Raw genomic sequence first — 20,064 nt, 5'->3', positions numbered from 1 at the left:
ACACTTACGTTTTGAATGGTTGTATTTATTAGCAACTATTGCTGGGCATTGCCAAGCTATTTCAAATTTTAGTTTATCAGATTTTTATAAGTGGTTATTAGCAAGTATGACAAAAAAAAGTAAATTCATGTCGTGGCTCGGTTTTGGCAAGTCAGATAAAAAAGAAGCAGAGCAAAAAGCAGCCGCTGATAAACAACAAGCATTAGCGCAAGAAGAAGCGCAGAAGCTAGAGCAAGAAAAACTTGCGCAGCAGGCTGAAACTGAACGCTTACAAGCAGAAGCCGAAGCAGAGCGCTTAGAGCAGGAGCATATTGCTGCTGAACAAATTGAAGCCAAACGTTTAGAGCAAGAAAAGCTAGCACAGGAGCAAGCTGAACGTTTAAAAGCAGAAGCCGAAACAGAGCGCTTAGAGCAGGAACGTATTGCTGCTGAACAAATTGAAGCTAAACGTTTAGAGCAAGAAACGCTAGCACAGGAGCAAGCTGAAGCTGAACGTTTAAAAGCAGAGGCCGAAACAGAGCGCTTAGAGCAGGAGCGTATTGCTTCTGAACAAATTGAAGCAAAACGTTTAGAGCAAGAGCGTGCTGAAAACGCAGAAAAGATTGCCATTGAGCAGGCTAATGCTGAATTACTTGCAAAACAACAAGCTGATGCAGAAGCGCAAAGACACGAATATGCACAACGTTTAGCCGATCAAGAAACGCAGATGCAATTAGAGCAAGAGCGATTGGCTACAGAAAAAGTAGAGGCTGAGCGACTAGAGCAAATACGCCTTGAAAAAAAGGATGAAGCTGTAAAGGCTGAAAAGCTTGCAATAGAGCAAGCGAATGCTGAGTTATTAGCAAAAGAACAAGCAGATGCTGAAGCACAAAGACAAGATCAAGCAAAACGTTTAGCAGAACAAGAAATGCAAATGCGTTTAGAGCAAGAACGCATTGCAGCTGAAAAAGCAGAAAACGAGCGCTTAGAGCAAGAACGCATTACTGCTGAAAAAGCTCAGAACGAGCGTTTAGATCAAGAACGCATTGCGGCTGAAAAAGCAGAAAATGAACGTTTAGAGCAAGAGCGCATTGCGGCTGAGAAAGTTGAAAATGAACGTTTAGAACAAGAACGTATTGCGGCTGAAAAAGCAGAAAACGAGTTTTTAGAGCAAGAGCGCATTGCTGCTAAAAAAGCAGAAAGCGAACGTTTAGAGCAAGAGCGCATTGCAGCGGAAAAAGCAGAAAACGAGCGTTTAGAGCAAGAGCGCATTACTGCTGAAAAAGCAGAAAATGAGCGTTTAGAGCAAGAACGCATTGCAGAAGAACTTGCAATTGAAGAAGCTAAAAAAGCAGAAAAGCCGAAAAAAGAAGGGTTTTTCTCTCGTCTTAAAAAGGGCTTGTTAAAAACTCGCGTTAATATAGGTTCTGGGTTTGCATCTATTTTTAGTGGTAAAAAAATAGATGACGAATTATTTGAAGATCTTGAAACACAGCTGCTCACCGCCGATTTAGGCGTTGATACCACCATGAAGTTGATTGATAGCTTAACTGATGCTGCAAACCGTAAGCAGTTAAAAGATGGTGATGCGCTTTATGAGTTAATGAAACAAGAAATGGCGGCGATGCTAAAAACGGCTGAACAGCCTTTAGTAATTACCAAAGATAAAAAGCCATTTGTTATTTTAATGGTGGGCGTAAATGGCGTTGGTAAAACAACGACTATTGGTAAGATGGCTAAGCAATTTCAAAGCGAAGGTAAGTCGGTTATGCTGGCTGCTGGCGATACGTTTAGAGCGGCTGCTGTTGAGCAACTTCAGGTTTGGGGTGAACGTAACAGCATTCCTGTTATTGCACAGCATACGGGAGCAGATAGTGCATCGGTTGTTTTTGATGCATTCCAAGCTGCAAAAGCACGTAATATAGATGTGTTAATTGCAGATACAGCGGGTCGCTTGCAAAATAAAGATAACTTAATGCAAGAGCTTGAAAAAATAGCTCGTGTTATGAAAAAAATTGATCCTGATGCGCCGCACGAAGTGATGCTAACCATTGATGCTGGCACAGGTCAAAATGCAATTAGCCAAGTGAACTTATTTAATCAATGCGTTGGCTTAACTGGTATTACGCTTTCAAAACTTGATGGGACTGCAAAGGGTGGTGTTATTTTTGCGGTTGCAGATAAGTTTAATATTCCAATTCGTTACATTGGTGTTGGTGAAGGTATTGATGATTTACGCGCTTTTAAAAGCGATGACTTTATTGATGCGTTATTTAGCCAAGATGAGGACGACGTTTAATTTACCAAAAGAGGGAGCTTGCTCCCTTTTTAATTGCGAGGAATACCAATTTTATTAGTAAACTAATTGAATTGGCATAATAAAAAGATGATAAATTTTCAGCAAGTAAGTAAGACTTATCCTGGAGGGCACCGCGCCCTCGAAAAAGTTAATTTTCATGTTAAACCGGGTGAACTTGCCTTTTTAACCGGCCACAGTGGTGCGGGTAAAAGTACGTTGCTTAAGTTAATTAGCTTAATGGAACGCCCATCGGCAGGCAGTGTATTTATCAACGGTGTTGATTTAAATAAAGTAAACTCGCGTCAAATTCCTTATGCTCGCCGTGATATAGGTATTATTTTTCAAAACCACCGTTTACTAGAGCGCTATACCATTTTTGATAACGTGGCACTGCCTCTTATTATTGAGGGTACTCACCATAAGCAAATAGCTAAACGTGTTCATGGTGCGCTTGATAAAGTAGGCCTGATAGACAAAATAAAATGTCATCCGTCTATGCTCTCTGGAGGCGAGCAGCAACGTGTTGGTATTGCCAGAGCAATTGTAAACTCCCCGCCAATTCTGTTAGCCGATGAGCCTACAGGTAACCTAGACCCTGAGCTTTCAATGGAAATCCTAAAGCTGTTTGAGGACTTTAATAAACACGGCACCACTGTTCTTATAGCGACGCATGACTTAGGTTTGGTTGCACGTATGAAGTACCGCAGTCTAACCTTAAAAGATGGCCGCATGCTTCAAGATCCGCTCGCTGAGGGAGCACTATGAGTTTACTTTTTAAAAGTCGTCAAAATAGTAACGACAAGCAAAAAAAATCAGTATTAGCTGGCGGTTACTTTTTCATTATTAATATTTTTCGCCAAGGTGTTCATAGCTTAGGTGAAATGTGGCGTACGCCGCTTGCATCTATGATGACTATTGCTGTACTTGGTTTGAGCCTAACGTTACCTGCAACACTTTATCTCGTTGTTAAGAACGTACAGCAAGTAAGTAGTGGTTTTGAAGAAGCGAGTGAAATATCGTTGTTTGTAAAAGAAAGTATGAACGAGCAAGAAACGCAAACATTAGTAAAGCGTTTAGCACTTTATCCAGAAGTGGAAAGCGTTGAATTTATATCAAAGCAAAAAGCACTAACAGAATTTAAAGACGTATCTGGCTTTGGGCAAGCTTTAGAGTACTTAGATAAAAACCCATTACCTGATGTGGTACTTGTTACTCCTACAAAACGTCACAGACACCCAAATGCCGCTAAAGTACTGCTAACTAAATTAGAAAGTGAACGTGAAGTTGATTTTGGTAAGCTCGATATAGCGTGGCTAGAGCGTTTAAATGCATTACTAGATTTACTGAAAGAAAGTGTAATAACCATCGCATTATTACTGCTTACCTCAGTGACGCTTATTATTGGTAACACCATCCGTTTGTCGATCATGGATAAAAAAGAAGAAATACAAGTAATGAAGCTAGTCGGCGCAACTAACACCTTTATACATGCCCCATTTTTGTGGACCGGTATTTGGTATGGTGTAATAGGTGGTTTATTTGCCTTTATATGTGTAGGACTAATGATGTGGTGGCTTTCAAGCGCTGTGAGCAGTGTAGCGGGGGTGTATCAAACAAGCTTTTCGTTAATTGGATTATCGCTTAATGAGCTCGGCTTTTTAGTGTTACTTGCAACAAGCTTAGGATTTGTAGGCTCGTACCTTTCTGTAAATCGATATATTAAAGAAATAGAACCCGATAAAGTATAAAAAATCCTGCAAACTATAAGTGAACCAACCCAGCTTGATATGCGTATCGTACCGAACTGGGTTGTACCTCCTGTTATTAAAACTGTCATATTTATGTACTATCCTCCCATGAAGTAATGAGTTGTAAATAAGGTGATGCAGCGAGGTTAACCTGCTGCAGCCCCTCAATTCATCACTTATTCAGTCGCTTGTAGTAGACTAAACACATACTAAAAACTGCTTGATTTATACTTTAAAAAAGTTTTAAATTGGGGTTAGCACTCTTAAAGAAAGAGTGCTAAGATAGTTTCAAATGTTTATCACCGAGGTGAAAAATGAGTAAAGATTTATACGCAATGGCACTTACAGTCGGACAACAAAGCGCAAGCATGGACGGTTACCTTCAAGCGGTAAGCACTATTCCTATGCTTAAAGTTGAACAAGAGCAAGAACTTGCTAAAAAACTTCAGGAAGAAGGCGATCTTAGTGCTGCCAAGCAACTCATTATGTCGCATTTACGCTTTGTAGCGCATATTGCTAAAGGCTACTCGGGATACGGCTTACCACAAGCTGACCTTATTCAAGAAGGTAATATAGGCCTGATGAAAGCGGTTAAGCGTTTCGACCCTACTGTGGGTGTGCGTTTAGTATCGTTTGCAGTGCATTGGATTAAAGCCGAAATTCACGAGTTTGTGCTTAAAAATTGGCGCATAGTTAAAGTTGCAACCACTAAAGCGCAACGTAAATTGTTTTTTAATCTTCGTAAAAATAAAAAGCGTTTAGGTTGGTTTAATCAAGCTGAGGTTAGTACCGTTGCTAGCGAGCTAGGTGTGAGTGAAAAAGAAGTACGTGAAATGGAATCGCGCATGAGCGGCCAAGACATGGGCTTTGACCTAACGGGCGACGATAACGACGACGCACCAACAAGTACGTACTCTCCAGTACAATATTTAACAGATGGCGCAGCTGATTTAGCTGACGACGTTGAACAAGAGCAGTGGAAAGAGCAAGCGCATACTCGTTTATTTAGCGCACTTAAAACACTAGACGAACGTTCACAAGATATTGTTAGCGCACGTTGGTTGTCTGATGATAAGGCGACTCTTCAAGAGCTTGCACAAAAGTACAGTGTATCTGCTGAACGCGTTCGCCAGCTTGAAAAAACAGCGATGAAAAAGTTACAAAGCGCTATGAGCTAAACACACCTCTAGCAGTAAAATTTAAAAAGCCCTGCATGAAAATGCGGGGCTTTTTGCTTTTGCGTAGGTTGGTTTGAGCGAAGCGAAACCCAATGATAAAATATCCTATCAAGTAATACCGATACTCTGCATTATTGAATGGTTAGTTTATCATTCGGATATAGCTTTATTTAAAGCTTATATCACCGAGCACTAACTCCTTTACCCTCAGCATGCGCTAACTGAATGTATTTACGCTCAACCAGCTGCGAAACCGGCACGAGCTCAAAACCTTGCTTAGTTAGCTCGGGTAAGGCATGACGTAAAAATTCGATTGTTTCTGGGTAGGGATGAGCAATTGCAATAGCGGAATTATGAGTGATGGCTAGTTGTTTTAATTCTTCAAGTCTTAGCTGCAGTTGTTCTGGTGTAGTTATATTGTCTAAGAACACTTGGCGACTAATATTGGCAACACCTAAAAAGTTAGCAGCATTTTGTGCTTGGCTTAAATCGGTTGTGCGGCTATCTAAAAAATATAAATGGCGCTTTTTAAGCACTTCCATTGTCCACTTCATAGCTTGGCTTTGCTGCGTAAGCGCTGAGCCCATGTGGTTATTAACGCCTTTAACTTGCGGTAAACTAGCGAGAGCGGTTCCTAGAGTTTGCTGAAGCTGCTCTTTATTCATATTTAAAGTAAGCGCGCCAGGTCCGAGTTCTTTACCGTTAAGTGCCTGCATAGGTACATGAAGTAATAACTCTTTATTTGATTGACTAGCAAGCGTTGCAAAAATTTGCGAATAAGGAGTATGGGGCAAAATTGAATACGACAATTGCCCTGGTAAGGAAAGGAACTCTAAGTCCCGTTGATGATAGCCTATATCGTCTATCACTATTGCTATTTGTTTAGCGCTAATTGTTGCTGAGCTAAAACAAATAGCTAATATTAGCCATTTTATTATTTTCACGTTTATAGTTTTTATTATCTTTTTTAGCTTTGTTTAACAGCTTATACAAGCTATTGCATGCTGAGTAATTGTTTCGCTTTAACTAATTGTAAATCTGCTAAGTTACCAGTAAGTAATTGCGCGTTACTGTTAGTATGTTCATTTTTTATTATAACGGCTTTATTACTTTGTGAAAGGTTTGTTTGATTAACCGCCACATCTGGGGTTATTCCTATACCATCAATCGATTTACCTAACGGTGTGAAGTATTTCGCTGTGGTGAGCTTTAATGCGGTATTGCCATCACCTAGCGGAATGAGCGATTGTACAGAACCCTTCCCAAAAGATTGACTGCCAACAACGGTTGCTCGTTTATTATCTTTTAGCGCTGCTGCAAGTATTTCGGCTGCAGAGGCTGAGTTTTCGTTTATAAGCACAACAATGGGGGCATTTTTTAGAATGTCTCCACGCTTTGCATAAAATGCTTGGTTGGCATCGTAAAAACGTCCTTTAGTAGTCACTATAGTGCCACTTTGTAAAAATAGGTCTGATACCGCTACTGCGCTTTGTAATGTACCCCCTGGGTTATCACGTAAATCAATTACTAAGCCTTTAAGTGGGTAACCAAAGTGGCTTTGCAGGGCAGCAACTTGCAGAGCAACCTCATGCAATGTGTGGTTAGAAAAATTATTGATAGCTATATAACCAGTACCAAAATCTAGAAGTTCGCTTGTTACGCTTTCGAGGTTTATTTGGCGGCGTGCTACATGAAACGTGAGTGGGTTTTTATTGTTATCACGACTTATAATTAGCTCTATATTTGAAAATTTACTGTCTCTTATTAGTGTTGCTACTTCATCGATTGTACGGTTTTGGGCTGCTTGGTTGTTTACACTTACAATAATATCGCTTGGCAAAATACCCGCTGCTTTTGCGGGGGAGTTATTAACCACATTAACAATAGTCATATTCTCGTCGATATTTTTAACCTCAATACCAATACCTGTATAGCGCCCGTTTGTGTTATCAAATAATGAGGTTAGTTCGTGCTCATTTAAGTACTTAGAGTAAGAGTCGAGCTTTGAATATAAGCGCTCAAACTGTTGGCTATTATATTTAATGTGGTGGCTATTTTGTAAGGTGAGATCTTCAACGTAGTAGGCATGGATGTTAAAGAGTATTTCGTCTATTTGTTGTCTTTTAAGATCTTTAATCGAGCTTGCTAGTACGTTACTAGAAAAAGCGATTAAGGTTAGTAATACAAGTAAATACAGACTTATATAAAAGCCTGTATTTTTTTTATCAATGGTAATTACTGCAGTTTTTTTAGTTGTCATCAGCTGCTCCAGAGCGGTGCAGCGATTTATTTAATTAAATGCGTTTGCACCATTTTACAGGATTTACTGCGCGTCCTTTGTGGCGTATTTCAAAGTATAGACCAGAACTAGCTTGTCCGCCGCTTTGGCCAACTAAAGCAAGGGTTTCGCCTTCGCGTACCATGTCGCCTACATCTCTTAGCAGTGTTTGGGCATGACCATATAGGCTCATAAAACCTTCACCATGGTCTACAACAATTACCCAACCATAGCCCTTTAGCCAATCGGCAAATACAACTTGGCCGTTATGTACGCTATTAATATTAGTGCCTTCTTTTGCACCAATTAATACGCCTTTCCAATCAATACCACCATGTTTACGTTGGCCGAATGTGTGCTCTAACTTACCTTTGCTCGGCCAGTCTAATTTGCCTTTGTTTTTATTTAGGCCCAGTAATTCAATTTTCTGTGTTTTTTCTTTTTCGAGTTCTTCAATTGTTGCTACTAAAGTTTGTTGGTTTTCTTTTAAATAGTTTATTGAACTTTTGGTGCTGTTGAGCTGAGCTTGTAAATTTTTAAGATTAGCTTGGCGTTCACTTTGTGCATTAAGCAATGCAGTTTGACGTCTTTTTTGCTCATCAAATAAAAGCGCTAGTTTTTCTTGTGTTTTAACAAGCTCTTCTTGGTTTTGTACTATTTGCTGTTGAAGGTCTTTTAGATCTTCAATTTGTTCAATACGGGCTTTATTTAAGTAGTTGTAATAACTAAGTGTGCGCTCAAATTTTGCAGTGTCTTCTTGATTTAACAGCATTTTAGAGTAGTCGTCGCCACCGGCCATATAGGCGCTTTTAAGTTGCGCGGCTAAAATTTTCTGAAATTGAGTGTGCTTTTTATCGAGCTCATCGGCTTTATTTTGTAGCTCTTTTTGCTGTGTTTTAGTTTCTTTTACTGATTGCTCTGCCATGTTAAGTGCTTTAGCATTTTTAGCTATATCGAGTTCATGGCTTTTTAGGTTTTTTTGTAGCGACGCTATTTTTTTTCTTTGGGCGTTATACTCAGCTTGGCTTTGCTCAAGTGCATTTTGAACTTCTGATAAGTCTTTTTTAGTACGATCCTCATTAGCAACTGCAGATGCAGTCACTAATGAAGTTAGTATTAAACCGCACTTAATTAACCGGTTAATACGTCTATTCATGTGTTATTTCAACATCATGATAGGCGTACCAGTCATTTCGCTTGGTTGCTCCATGCCCATTAAGTGAAGCATTGTAGGGGCTACATCGCTTAATGCCTTACCTTGCATAGGCTCTGCATCGCGACCAACATAAATAAAATGTACCGGTTCACTAGTATGGGCAGTATGCGCTTGGCCTGTTTTAAGATCAGCCATTTGCTCAGCATTACCATGATCGGCTGTTATTAGTGCTTCACCACCAAACTCTTCAAGTGCATCAACAACACGTCCGATACAGCTATCTACAGCTTCACAAGCTTTAACAGCGGCTTCAAATACGCCTGAGTGACCAACCATATCGCCGTTAGGGTAGTTACAAATAATAGCATCGTATTTACCGCTTTTAATTGCTGCTACTAGCTTGTCGGTTAGCATTTCTGAGTTCATTTCAGGTTGTAAGTCGTAGGTTGCAACTTGCGGCGAAGGAATTAGCTCGCGTGTTTCGCCTTTAAATTCACTTTCGCGTCCGCCACTAAAGAAAAACGTAACGTGTGCGTATTTTTCGGTTTCTGAAATGCGAAGCTGTGTTTTGTTATTTTTTTCAAACCACTCACCAAGTACGTTTACTAACGGTGTTGAACCAAAGGCAATAGGTGCATTTATATCAGCTGCGTACTCTGTCATCATTACAAATGCGCTAAGATTTGGCGTTCTTTTTCTTGCGAATCCATTAAAATCAGGCTCAACAAAAGCGCGAGTAATTTCGCGGGCTCTATCTGCTCTAAAGTTGGCAAAAATTAGAGTGTCGCCATCGTTTATTGAAGCAGGAGCGGCGCCTGTTGGTGTAATGGTTGTAGCGGCTACAAATTCGTCGTTTTCGTCGCGCTCGTACGCTGCATTAAGTGCCTCTACGCCGTTATCAAAATTAAAGTCACCTTCAGCTAAGGCAATTACGTTGTAAGCTTTTTCTACGCGGTTCCAACGGTTGTCTCTGTCCATTGCGTAGTAACGGCCAATAAGTGACGCCAAACGACCGCATTTAAGTTCGCTAAATAACGCTTCAATACGTTCGATTGACGCTTTAGCACTACGTGGAGGTGTATCGCGGCCATCTAAAAAGCCATGAAAGTAAACTTCTTTAGCGCCACGTTTTGCAGCAAGTTTTATGCTAGCAACTATGTGGTCTTCATGGCTATGCACACCACCTGGGCTTAAAAGACCCATTATGTGAACTGCTTTTCCTGCACTTACCGCTTTATCTATGTTTTCAACTAAGGCTGGGGTTGAATCAAATTCGCCATCGTTAATTGCTTTAGTGATACGGGTGAAATCTTGATAAACAATGCGACCAGCACCTAAGTTCACATGGCCAACTTCTGAGTTACCCATTTGACCATCAGGAAGACCAACATCTAAACCCGAAGCTGATATTAATGTGTGTGGCCGTGTGGCCCATAAATTGTCTAATACCGGTGTGTTAGCTGCAAGAATAGCATTACTTTGCGTATCTTCGCGGTATCCCCAACCGTCTAAAATCATTAATACCAGTGGTTTTTTATGCTCTGTCATAATAGCTCCTGAAAATTAGTATCTGTTGATGGATACTGTGCACCTAAAAGGTTTATTAGCGTGGTTTTAGCATACCGTGTTTTTAAGCTAGGATCAGCATTGAAAACAAGATATTAAATTTTTTCACTTATACCTCATTGACTAACCTGAACTCTGCTTGAGATAGATTTATTATCCAGAGTTCTTGTTAACTATATATGGGGGGCTTTATCGTTTTTTAAACGTCTCTAAGTGCTCCTAAACTCGCATTTTAGGTTGGTTTGGGTATACTTGCGTGGCTAAAGTACAAAATCCTTAAAACATCACGTTTTAAAACATAATTTCATAGTGGAAGTAGAATGGATCAATATATTGAATTTATTACAAATCATCCCATTTTAAGCCTTGCTTGGGTTGGTATTGTTTTCCTTATTGTTAGTGGCTGGATAAAGAGTAAGCTTTCAGCTGTTCGTCAAATAAATCCTCAGCAGCTTACGTTACTTATTAACCGTGATGACGGTCAAGTAATCGATATACGTGCGCAAAAAGAGTTTAATGCAGGGCGTATTTCTGGTGCTGAGCACTTAAGCCCAGAGAATGCGAAAAAATCTGACTTTTCAAGCCTTGAAAAGTACAAGACTAAACCCATTATAGTTGTATGTACTACAGGTATGACTGCCCAAGGTACTGCAGCCGCTATGAGTAAAGCTGGTTTTGAACGAGTTTACTTATTAGCAGGTGGCATGGGTGCGTGGCAATCTGCCAGCTTACCAACTACAACAGGTCGCTAATCAGTTTAGCTAGGCCGATAGAGGATTTATTATGAGTAATGTTGTTTTATACACCAAGGCGTATTGTCCATTTTGTCAGCGTGCTCTTTCGCTTTTAAACAGCAAAGGCGTTGAATACACAAATTATGATATTGGTGTACAGCCTGAGCTACGCGATGAAATGATTGCCAAAGCAGGTGGTGCAAGCACAGTACCGCAAATTTTTATTAATGATGAACATATCGGTGGCTGCGACGACATGATGGCTATTGAAGCGCAAGGTAAACTTGACGCTAAGCTAAACGCTTAATTTAATTATAATAACGAACAAGTTAGGAATAACAATGAACGAAGAAAATCAAAACGTAGCAGCTGCACAAGACGGCGCACAATTTACTATTCAACGTATTTACACTAAAGATGTATCGTTTGAAACGCCAAACTCTCCGGCCATTTTTCAAAAAGAATGGACGCCAGAAGTTAAGCTAGACCTAGATACACGCTCTAATAAACTAGACGAAGGTGTATTTGAAGTTGTTTTAGCGCTGACTGTAACCGCTTCTCTTGGTGAAGAAACTGCGTTCTTATGTGAAATTCAACAAGCAGGTATTTTTACTATTGCTGAAGTTGAAGAAGTGCAACTTGCGCATATGCTAGGTGCATTTTGTCCTAACGTGTTGTTCCCATATGCACGTGAAGCTGTTTCAAACCTTGTTAACCGTGGTACTTTCCCACAGCTTAACCTTGCGCCAGTTAATTTTGATGCGTTATTTGCACAATACATGCAACAACGTACTGCGCAAGCTGACCAGGCTTCAGCAGACGCATAACTTATGAGTACAGCAACTACAGCTGTTACTGTATTAGGGGCGGGGTCTTACGGCACCGCCCTTGCTATTTGTTTAGCCCGAAATGGTCACCACGTGACACTTTGGGGACGAAATAGCGACGACGTTGCCACGCTTGCAGCTGAGCGGAAAAATCAACGTTACTTACCTGATGCTCCTTTTCCAGATACTCTTACTCTTGAAGCTAACTTACAACATGCCGTTGCTAGCAGCGCTATTGTACTTGTTGTTGTGCCAAGCCATGCTTTTGGCGACACACTTGCGCAGATTAAACCTGCATTGCAAGACGGTGCTAAAGTAGCGTGGGCAACTAAAGGGCTTGAGCCTAATACTGGACGTTTGTTACAAGAAGTGGCTTTGCAAGAATTAGGTGATGATATTCCACTTGCGGTACTGTCGGGTCCTACGTTTGCAAAAGAAATGGCGATGGGCTCACCTACAGCTATTTCAGTGTCTTCTACGTCGCCTGAATTTGCTCAGCAGCTCGCTGATTTACTTCATTGTGGTCGCTCATTCCGTGTGTATAACAATGATGATTTTATTGGTATACAGCTCGGTGGTGCGGTTAAGAATGTAATTGCCATTGGTGCCGGTATTTCGGACGGTGTTGGTTTTGGCGCTAATGCGCGTACCGCACTTATCACCCGAGGCCTTGCAGAGCTTACTCGTTTAGGTTGCGCTCTTGGTGCTAAGCCAGAAACCTTCATGGGGATGGCAGGCCTTGGCGATTTAATACTAACGTGTACAGATAACCAATCACGTAATCGTCGATTTGGTTTAGCGTTAGGTAAAGGCGAAAGCGTTGATGCTGCTATTGAATCAATTGGTCAAGTAGTTGAAGGCTTTAGAAATACCAAAGAAGTGTATTTATTAGCGCAGCGTAGCGGTGTAGAAATGCCGATTACCGAGCAAATTTATAAAGTGCTTTATGAAAATAAAGATATGAAAGAAGCTGCAATGGCGCTATTAGGCCGAGAGCAACGTTCTGAATAATTTTATAAGCGTTTATAAAACTAAAAAACCGACGTTATGTCGGTTTTTTGTTGTTTAGCTCAAAGCTATTTACTGCGCGTTAGGAAAACCCAACTGGCGCCACGACTCGTAGACAAACACAGCTACTGCGTTTGACAAGTTCATGCTGCGGCTATTGGCTTGCATAGGAATACGCACACGCTGCTCTTTTGGCAGTGCTTGGATCATATCGTCAGGCAAGCCGCGAGTCTCTGGGCCAAATACCAAGCAGTCACCCGCTTCGTAACTTGCTTCATGGTGAAACTGACTACCTTTGGTTGTACATGCATATATTTTTTTTGGTTTACATTTTTCAAGGTAATCTTCAAATGAGGCATGGCGTTGAACATGACTAAATTCATGATAATCAAGTCCTGCACGTTTCACGCGCTTATCGTCCCACTCAAAACCTAGAGGCTCAATTAAATGTAATGCATAGCCGGTATTGGCACATAGGCGAATAATATTACCAGTGTTAGGCGGTATTTCAGGTTGGTATAAAACAATATCCAGCATAATGAGCCTTATAAAATAATCTGTAGTTTGACGAAGGGCAGTATACACGAAACCTTTTAAAAAAATGATATACTCACACTATTGAATACTCCTAATTATCGGATTAAAACGTGCATAACCGTAGCTACGAATTTTGGGTTAAAACTTCAAGCATTGTTACCATGGTAATGGTTAGTTTAATGATTGGCGCAAAAACATGGGCATGGCTTGCTTCGGGCTCGGCCTCAATGCTTGGCTCGTTAACTGATTCGTTAATGGATATTACTGCCACCGCCATGAGTTTTTTAGTGTTAGGTTACGCACTGCGCCCAGCAGATGATGACCATAGATTTGGACACGGTAAAGCTGAAGCACTTGCAGGGCTTGGACAAGCTGCGTTTATTGCAGGCTCAGGTTGCCTACTTGCTTTTCATGGTATTGAGCGTTTATTTAATCCTATACAGTTAAGCCATTCTTTATTAGGTGTGTGGGTAAGTATTTTTGCTATTGCGTGTACGCTCGTCATTGTATTTGTGCAAAATAAAGTAGTTAAATACACCGATTCAATTGCTATAAAAGCCGACTCAGTACATTACAAAGGCGATTTAATATTAAATGCCGCTGTGCTATTAGCTATTTTGTTAGCTTATTATGGTGTGTTGTATGCCGATCCTGTTTTTGCGATAGGTGTAGCGGGTTACTTACTTTATAACAGCTGGGATATTGCTCGCGATAGTGCCGATCATTTAATGGATAAAGAACTGCCAGATGATGAAAAGCAAAGCATATTTGATATAGCCAGAGCCCATGCTGATGTACATGGTGTGCATGATATTCGTACGCGCCAAGGCGGAAAAGTTAAGTTTATCCAAATGCACTTAGAGCTTGATGATCATTTAAGTTTGATTCGCGCACATAACGTAGCTGATGAAGTAGAGGCAATGCTTAAAGAACGCTTTGAGTCTGAGGTAGATATACTGATCCACCTCGACCCTTTGTCGGTACTTGTTAAGCCGTCACCGACTCACAAAACTGATACAAGCTCTTAAGCAATGGCTGGCGTATTTCATCACGTTCAAAAAACAGCTCGTGTTTAGCGCCTTCAAAGCTTTTAAGTACAGTGTTTACGTGCCTGTTTGCTAATTTATATTGGGCATTGTTATCAACCACTTCGTCGTTTTGCGCACTGGCAATATAAAGTGGAATAGTCACGCTTAAGTTATCCACAGAAGTTATAAATTCAAACGTCGCATTTAGCCAGCCGTAAGTAACACCGCCGAGCTGTAGTAATGGCTCTTCTTGATATGTTTGCCTAAATAGCTCGTAACGCACTGGGCTGCTGGTTAATACATTTGTAGCAAACTCATCGGGTATGTAATCGGTTTGCCCTAGTGCGTAATTGTCTTTTTGACCCAAAAGGGTTGCAGTACTTGCTATTAATTTAGCTAAAGGTTTTGGTGTGTTTTTTGTATAAATATCAAGCATAGGCGCTGATAAAAACGCGCCACTAAAATTGTGTTCAAAATGCGCAAGGTAATCAAATGCTATGGCGCCGCCCATTGAATGACTCACTAACACCTTTTTACCTTGCCAATGAGTATCCACTATTTGTGTATTAAATAAGTTTAGGTCTGCGCTGTAATCTTTAAATTGATTAACATGGCCTTTGTGCTTATTTAGTAGGTGGCGATAAGAGCGGCCTTGTCCTTGGTGATCGGCTATGAATATGGCAAAATTATTGTTATACAGCTCCCATAACAACTCTTTATATTTATCTAACCCTTCAAGGCGCCCAGAGCTTATTACAATGGCATTTTTGGCTTTATCTGGTATGGCATAAGCATAAAATAATTGCCCGTTAGGTGTATCTAAATAAGCTTTAATTAGCGTGTTTTTATAAAAGTTATTAATTGTTATTTGATTACTCTTAAGCTCACGCTCACTACTATAAAACATGCTTTACTCTTTTATTAATGGCAAGGTTATATTAGCACACAAGCCACCTAGTTCTTTATTTGATAATACTAAACTGCCGCCATGCGCAGTAATAGCATTTTTAGCAATCGCAAGACCTAAACCCGTGCCACCACTTACGCGATCCCGCGCATCTGACTGTCTAAAAAAGGGCTCGCAAAGCTTGCTCAGTTGATCATCTGGCACACCAGAGCCATCGTCACATATTTCTATATAAATGGCATCAGCATGCTTTAGAGTAATACTAATCGTATTATTTGCGTATTTAATGGCGTTGCGAAGTAGGTTTTCAAGCGCACTGGCAATAAGGCCTTCGTCGCAATTAATATTGATGTCTAAAGCGCCCACTATATTTAGCTGCTTATTATTTTGTTTTGCTTCAAACTGCGCATCGTTAATAACGTGATCTACAATTATTTGTAATGATTGTTTTTGCAGTGAAAGCGCTTGGCTTTTTGCTTCTAAGCGAGAAACTTGAAGCACGTCGGCAATCATCTTATCGAGTTGGTTAGCTTCTTTTTCTATGCGTAATAAATACGATTGGCTAGCGTCGTTAGCTTGCATTTGTGCAAGACCGGTAGCCATTTTTAAACGCGTAAGGGGCGAGCGTAACTCATGTGATATGTCGGCTAATAAGCGTTTTTGTGAACTAATTAAAAGCTCTAACTGATTAGCCATGCTGTTAAAATCTCGCCCTAGTATTCCTAGCTCATCTTTTCGGTTTACAGAAATGTCGGCTCTTGCGCTTAGGTTACCCGCTGATAGTTTAATTGCCGCTTTTTTAAGGCTATTTATAGGGGCTATTAAGTTACGGCTAAATACAAAGCTTAAAATAAGAGAGGCAACAATTGCGATGACTATTTTCATCCAATTAGGCATAAGCTTAAAGCGCATTATTAGCGGTGGTTGATGGTTAATATCTATTTCATAAAGATAAAAACTCCCTTCAGGCACGTTTATATTAACAGGACCGAAGGCTTGATATTTCTCAGTGAAAATAATTTGCGGTGACATATTTTGAGTGAAGTTTAATAAACTTAAATCGATGCTCTCTGGCACCTCTTTACTACTAAGAGAATCCTCGCTTTGAGCTGCGCTTAAGTATAAAAGTTTACGCTTTGATAGGCGAGGGTGTACTAATACTTCGCTTAGGCTGCGCTTATGTTTAATAGCAGTACGCTCAATACTTTTGGCGGTGTATATTAGGTTTTTTTTCATCGGGCCATAAAGTGGCTCGTTAGATACCGCATTAATAGCGGTTATATTACTTAAAAATATAAGCGCTGCTACGGTGCCGATTATAGTTAACCAAAACCAAATAAATACTTTAAAAAATAGGTAGTGCCCAGGGTGTTTTAACCAAGCAAAGTAAGTGCTTTTATTCGCCTTGGATAAAGACATAACCCGTACCTCGCATTGTTTTAATTCGCTCACCTGGAATATGCTCAGCTATTTTTTTACGGATATTACTTACATGCATATCGATAGAGCGATCAAAAGAAGCTAAACGCCTACCTAGTACTTCTTCGCTAATTTGCTCTTTACTAACCACTTCGCCTGCATTTTTACACAATAGCGTGAGTATTTCGTACTCTGTACCAGTAAGAGTCAGTGTAGATCCGTCGATTGAGGCCTCTCGCGCTGCAAGGTTAACAGTAATACCATTAACGAGTAACTTACTCGTTGTGGCTGCATTTAAGCTATTAATGTGCTCTATACGGCGTGTTATCGCTTTTACGCGGGCTAGTAATTCACGATGATTAAAAGGCTTTGGTATGTAATCGTCAGCGCCTAGCTCTAGACCAAAAATACGGTCAAAGTCTTCACCTTTTGCAGTAAGCATTATCACCGGTGTGAGTTTTGTTTGCCTAAGTTGTTTAAGTACTTCAAAACCATCAAGCGTTGGTAACATTACATCTAGCAATATAAGGGCGTAGTCATTTGCTTGTGCTAGTTTAAGGCCTTGCTCACCGTCGTGTACGCTTTGTATTTCAAACCCTTGGGCAGTTAAATACTCACTTAATAGCTCGCAAAGACCAGTGTCGTCATCAATCATTAATAGTTTCATTTACAAACCCTTAGAGTTGTTTATAGCGTTATTTTACCCGCTAAATAGTGCAAAGGTGAATCTTTACACAACCTTTACACTGCTTTGCGTTACTTTGCATTGAGTTAGGTATAGTTAACTCACTGGCTTAGCAGCCACAATCGCTCAACCAACCAATTCAATATTAAGGTAATGATTATGACTAAATTAAACACACTTTCAAAATTAGTACTTATCTGTGGCTTAGCAACAGCAACTCTTGGTGCTGGTAGCGTATTAGCTAAAGGCGACGGACATAAACAAGGCCATTCTCAAGCTCGCTTTTTACTTTCTGAGCGCGGCGTTGAAAAATTAAGCTTAACAGATGAGCAGCAAACTAAGCTAAAAGCTATTTTTGAAGCGCAAAAAACACAAATGAAAGCGTTGCGTGGCGACGATAAAGAAGCCCGCAAAGCAACGCGTGAAGCGCATAAAGCAAAAATGGATGCGTTACTTTCGGCGGCAACATTTGACGAAAATGCAGCAAAAGAGCTATTAAATGAACGCCGCGAAAAAGGTGAGCAATTTGGTTTAATTAAACTAAAAACGCAACACCAAGTAATGCAAGTACTTAACGCTGAGCAAAAAGAGAAATTTGCTAAAATGCAAAAGCGTATGAATAAAAAGCACCGTAAACAAAAAAGTTAATTATACTTTTTTGTAAATACTAAAAAACCAGCTTAATGCTGGTTTTCGTATTTAGGGCATAATGAAGATAAATTACTTAAAAAAGTCATCTTCATTTTTAGCCAGCATAGCTTCAATATCTTCAATCATGTCTTGGCTAAACTCTTCTGCGGACGTGATTGGTGCAGAAATTCTGTTATTTTCAAACGACCATTCACCTAAATCAATTAGCTGACAGCGCTTTGAGCAAAAAGGGCGAAATGGGCTTTGCTCTGACCACTCAACTTTAGTTTTACAGGTTGGGCAGTTTACAATAGTTGGCATACTTTACTCTCTACAATTTTGCTTTATAGCTCTAAGAACAATAACCCAGAGCCATATATTTACATATTAGTGACGCGGTTTATTTCAGCGAGCGACGTTAAACCATCAGCGGCTTTGCGCAAACCCGATAATCGTAAATTATTAAACCCAGCTTTAAGGGAAACATCAGCTATTTCAAGTGAGTTACCACCGCGCATAATAATTTGGGCAATTTCAGGGGTAATTTGCATTACTTCGTAAATACCAACACGACCTTTATAACCATCGGTACAGCTATCACACCCTTTGGGCGTATATAACGTCATTTCTTCAATTTGCTTGGCGCTAAATCCTTGGCGAGTCAGTTCTTCACTCGGAAGTTGTTCTGGCGTTTTACATTTAGGGCATAAACGACGTGCTAAACGCTGGGCTATAATTAAGCTGATCGAACTTGCTACGTTATAAGCCGGCACACCCATATTTAATAAACGGGTGATTGTTTCCGGCGCTGAGTTTGTATGCAATGTTGATAAAACCAAGTGACCTGTTTGCGCCGCTTTTATTGATATTTCTGCGGTTTCTAGGTCACGTATCTCACCTACCATAACTACATCAGGGTCTTGACGTAAAAATGCACGCAGTGCGTTGGCAAAAGTCATATCGGCTTTAATATTAATTTGTACTTGGTTTACACCTTCAAGGTTAATCTCAACCGGATCTTCCGCAGTACTAATGTTGCGCTCTGGCTGGTTTAATATATTTAAGCCTGTGTATAGCGATACTGTTTTACCAGACCCCGTTGGCCCTGTTACAAGTATCATCCCTTGAGGCTGGGCAAGTGCATCCATATAGAGCTTTTTCTGCTCAGGCTCATAGCCTAATACATCAATGCCTAACATAGCGCTTGATGAATCAAGGATACGCATTACTATTTTTTCGCCCCACAAGGTAGGCATAGTACTTACACGAAAATCGATACTTTTGCGTTCAGTAATTTTTAGCTTTATACGACCATCTTGTGGTTTGCGTTTTTCGGCAATATCGAGTCGTGACATAACCTTTATACGTGCAGAGAGCTTGGTTGCTAATGTATTAGGCGGGCTTGCCACTTCATGCAAAATGCCATCAATACGAAAGCGAATACGGTATTTGTGCTCGTAAGGTTCAAAGTGTAAATCAGAGGCGCCTTTTTTAATGGCATCCATTAAAATTTTGTTGATGTAAACGATGATAGGCGCATCATCTTTATCATCATCTTGCTGGGATGTGTCTTTTTGACTTTCTGAATCTAAGTCAGCAAATTCCTGAAACTCGTCATCAGTTAAATTTAAGCTGCCAGTGGCATCTAGTAATTGCTCGATTTTGGCATCGAGTTGAATATAATCAACAACAACAATTTCGCATGAAAGACCGGTACTAAACTCAAAGTTTTCGAATGCGCCGTAATCTGTTGGGTCTGATGCTGCTATATAAACTTTTCGATCTTTTTGAACAAGCGGTAAAATATGATGCTTGCGAATAAGTTTTTCTTTTACAAGATCGGCTGGAATTTTTGTAGGGTCAAAATCTTTTAAATCAAAATAAGGTACGCGAAATAAATCGATGCACTGCTCAACTAAATCTTTACTATCGATTTTTCCACATTTAGAAATAAGCTCAGCTGTTGAGGCAAATTCATTTTGTTTGTTTTTAACCGTGTCGGCATCAATGCGGCCAAGGGTTATAAATTTTCTCAATAACGGTGAGTTAATATTCATTGCGCACCTGTTTTATTCCTTCAATAGT

General features: G+C 40.2%; 20 protein-coding genes. 10 read left to right on the top strand and 10 right to left on the bottom strand.

What is annotated here, in order from left to right; all coding sequences use genetic code 11:
* Positions 1 to 106: 106 nt before the first annotated feature.
* The 4 genes from ftsY (at position 107) to rpoH (ending at position 5,204) form a co-directional block, all read left to right on the top strand.
* Positions 107 to 2,278, top strand: coding sequence for a signal recognition particle-docking protein FtsY (gene ftsY, locus AAEY68_RS02110; protein WP_350585415.1), 2,172 nt, complete (start codon positions 107 to 109; stop codon positions 2,276 to 2,278).
* Between the two features lie 87 nt (positions 2,279 to 2,365).
* The gene (gene ftsE / locus AAEY68_RS02105; protein WP_007582842.1) at positions 2,366 to 3,043 is read left to right on the top strand and encodes a cell division ATP-binding protein FtsE; all 678 of its coding nucleotides are present in this window, start codon (positions 2,366 to 2,368) and stop codon (positions 3,041 to 3,043) included.
* A complete protein-coding gene (gene ftsX, locus AAEY68_RS02100; protein WP_007582840.1) occupies positions 3,040 to 4,026 on the top strand; it encodes a permease-like cell division protein FtsX in 987 nt (328 codons plus the stop codon). The genes ftsE and ftsX overlap by 4 nt, the downstream gene beginning before the upstream one ends.
* Before the next feature lie 314 nt (positions 4,027 to 4,340).
* A complete protein-coding gene (gene rpoH, locus AAEY68_RS02095; protein ID WP_007582838.1) occupies positions 4,341 to 5,204 on the top strand; it encodes an RNA polymerase sigma factor RpoH in 864 nt (287 codons plus the stop codon).
* Between the two features lie 182 nt (positions 5,205 to 5,386).
* On the opposite strand, the gene AAEY68_RS02090 is transcribed toward rpoH, so the two are convergent.
* The 4 genes from AAEY68_RS02090 to gpmM are packed head-to-tail and all read right to left on the bottom strand — an operon-like array spanning position 5,387 to position 10,186.
* Positions 5,387 to 6,148 (bottom strand): divergent polysaccharide deacetylase family protein, encoded by a 762-nt coding sequence (locus AAEY68_RS02090; RefSeq protein ID WP_169044347.1) that lies wholly within the window; start codon positions 6,146 to 6,148, stop codon positions 5,387 to 5,389.
* Positions 6,149 to 6,198: 50 nt separating this feature from the next.
* Complete coding sequence (locus AAEY68_RS02085; RefSeq protein ID WP_350585414.1) at positions 6,199 to 7,464, bottom strand: S41 family peptidase; 1,266 nt, start codon at positions 7,462 to 7,464, stop codon at positions 6,199 to 6,201.
* Between the two features lie 34 nt (positions 7,465 to 7,498).
* Positions 7,499 to 8,638, bottom strand: a complete 1,140-nt coding sequence (locus AAEY68_RS02080) for a murein hydrolase activator EnvC family protein (protein WP_024606965.1) — start codon at positions 8,636 to 8,638, stop codon at positions 7,499 to 7,501.
* 3 nt (positions 8,639 to 8,641) lie between these two features.
* Positions 8,642 to 10,186, bottom strand: coding sequence for a 2,3-bisphosphoglycerate-independent phosphoglycerate mutase (gene gpmM / locus AAEY68_RS02075; protein WP_350585413.1), 1,545 nt, complete (start codon positions 10,184 to 10,186; stop codon positions 8,642 to 8,644).
* A gap of 338 nt (positions 10,187 to 10,524) precedes the next feature.
* On the opposite strand from gpmM, the gene AAEY68_RS02070 reads away from it, so the two are divergent.
* From AAEY68_RS02070 to gpsA, 4 genes are read left to right on the top strand one after another with little or no spacing between them, the layout of a single operon-like run.
* Complete coding sequence (locus tag AAEY68_RS02070) at positions 10,525 to 10,956, top strand: rhodanese-like domain-containing protein (protein WP_002957784.1); 432 nt, start codon at positions 10,525 to 10,527, stop codon at positions 10,954 to 10,956.
* Between the two features lie 31 nt (positions 10,957 to 10,987).
* Complete coding sequence (grxC, locus tag AAEY68_RS02065) at positions 10,988 to 11,245, top strand: glutaredoxin 3 (protein WP_002957783.1); 258 nt, start codon at positions 10,988 to 10,990, stop codon at positions 11,243 to 11,245.
* 34 nt (positions 11,246 to 11,279) lie between these two features.
* Entirely contained in the window at positions 11,280 to 11,765 is a 486-nt protein-coding gene (gene secB / locus AAEY68_RS02060; RefSeq protein ID WP_007582825.1) for a protein-export chaperone SecB, read from the top strand.
* A gap of 3 nt (positions 11,766 to 11,768) precedes the next feature.
* The gene (gpsA, locus tag AAEY68_RS02055) at positions 11,769 to 12,776 is read left to right on the top strand and encodes an NAD(P)H-dependent glycerol-3-phosphate dehydrogenase (RefSeq protein ID WP_007582822.1); all 1,008 of its coding nucleotides are present in this window, start codon (positions 11,769 to 11,771) and stop codon (positions 12,774 to 12,776) included.
* Between the two features lie 69 nt (positions 12,777 to 12,845).
* On the opposite strand, the gene trmL is transcribed toward gpsA, so the two are convergent.
* The gene (gene trmL / locus AAEY68_RS02050; RefSeq protein ID WP_007582820.1) at positions 12,846 to 13,310 is read right to left on the bottom strand and encodes a tRNA (uridine(34)/cytosine(34)/5-carboxymethylaminomethyluridine(34)-2'-O)-methyltransferase TrmL; all 465 of its coding nucleotides are present in this window, start codon (positions 13,308 to 13,310) and stop codon (positions 12,846 to 12,848) included.
* 110 nt (positions 13,311 to 13,420) lie between these two features.
* On the opposite strand from trmL, the gene AAEY68_RS02045 reads away from it, so the two are divergent.
* On the top strand, positions 13,421 to 14,338 hold the full coding sequence (locus AAEY68_RS02045; protein ID WP_480342925.1) for a cation diffusion facilitator family transporter: 918 nt from the start codon (positions 13,421 to 13,423) through the stop codon (positions 14,336 to 14,338).
* Here AAEY68_RS02045 and AAEY68_RS02040 read toward each other — a convergent pair.
* From AAEY68_RS02040 to AAEY68_RS02030, 3 genes are read right to left on the bottom strand one after another with little or no spacing between them, the layout of a single operon-like run.
* Positions 14,298 to 15,245, bottom strand: coding sequence for an alpha/beta fold hydrolase (locus AAEY68_RS02040; protein ID WP_282115185.1), 948 nt, complete (start codon positions 15,243 to 15,245; stop codon positions 14,298 to 14,300). The two genes, AAEY68_RS02045 and AAEY68_RS02040, sit on opposite strands and share 41 nt — an antisense overlap.
* 3 nt (positions 15,246 to 15,248) lie before the next feature.
* Positions 15,249 to 16,664 (bottom strand): ATP-binding protein, encoded by a 1,416-nt coding sequence (locus AAEY68_RS02035; protein ID WP_007586152.1) that lies wholly within the window; start codon positions 16,662 to 16,664, stop codon positions 15,249 to 15,251.
* On the bottom strand, positions 16,642 to 17,331 hold the full coding sequence (locus AAEY68_RS02030; protein WP_007586150.1) for a response regulator: 690 nt from the start codon (positions 17,329 to 17,331) through the stop codon (positions 16,642 to 16,644). Before AAEY68_RS02030 ends, AAEY68_RS02035 begins: the two co-directional genes overlap by 23 nt.
* 177 nt (positions 17,332 to 17,508) lie before the next feature.
* On the opposite strand from AAEY68_RS02030, the gene AAEY68_RS02025 reads away from it, so the two are divergent.
* On the top strand, positions 17,509 to 17,997 hold the full coding sequence (locus AAEY68_RS02025; protein ID WP_350585412.1) for a Spy/CpxP family protein refolding chaperone: 489 nt from the start codon (positions 17,509 to 17,511) through the stop codon (positions 17,995 to 17,997).
* A 72-nt stretch (positions 17,998 to 18,069) separates the two neighbouring features.
* Here the strand turns inward: AAEY68_RS02025 and yacG are convergent, their stop codons facing one another.
* Together yacG and pilB are read right to left on the bottom strand one after the other, a co-directional pair.
* Positions 18,070 to 18,300, bottom strand: a complete 231-nt coding sequence (gene yacG, locus AAEY68_RS02020) for a DNA gyrase inhibitor YacG (RefSeq protein WP_007586146.1) — start codon at positions 18,298 to 18,300, stop codon at positions 18,070 to 18,072.
* A 59-nt stretch (positions 18,301 to 18,359) separates the two neighbouring features.
* Positions 18,360 to 20,036, bottom strand: a complete 1,677-nt coding sequence (gene pilB, locus AAEY68_RS02015; RefSeq protein ID WP_350585411.1) for a type IV-A pilus assembly ATPase PilB — start codon at positions 20,034 to 20,036, stop codon at positions 18,360 to 18,362.
* Positions 20,037 to 20,064 lie beyond the last annotated feature (28 nt).

This window comes from Pseudoalteromonas sp. RB2-MNA-CIBAN-0110 (assembly GCF_040309305.1).
GTDB lineage: Bacteria > Pseudomonadota > Gammaproteobacteria > Enterobacterales > Alteromonadaceae > Pseudoalteromonas > Pseudoalteromonas arctica.
The sequence above is the reverse complement of the archived record's forward strand: the minus strand, read 5'-3'. Positions and strand labels throughout refer to the sequence as shown.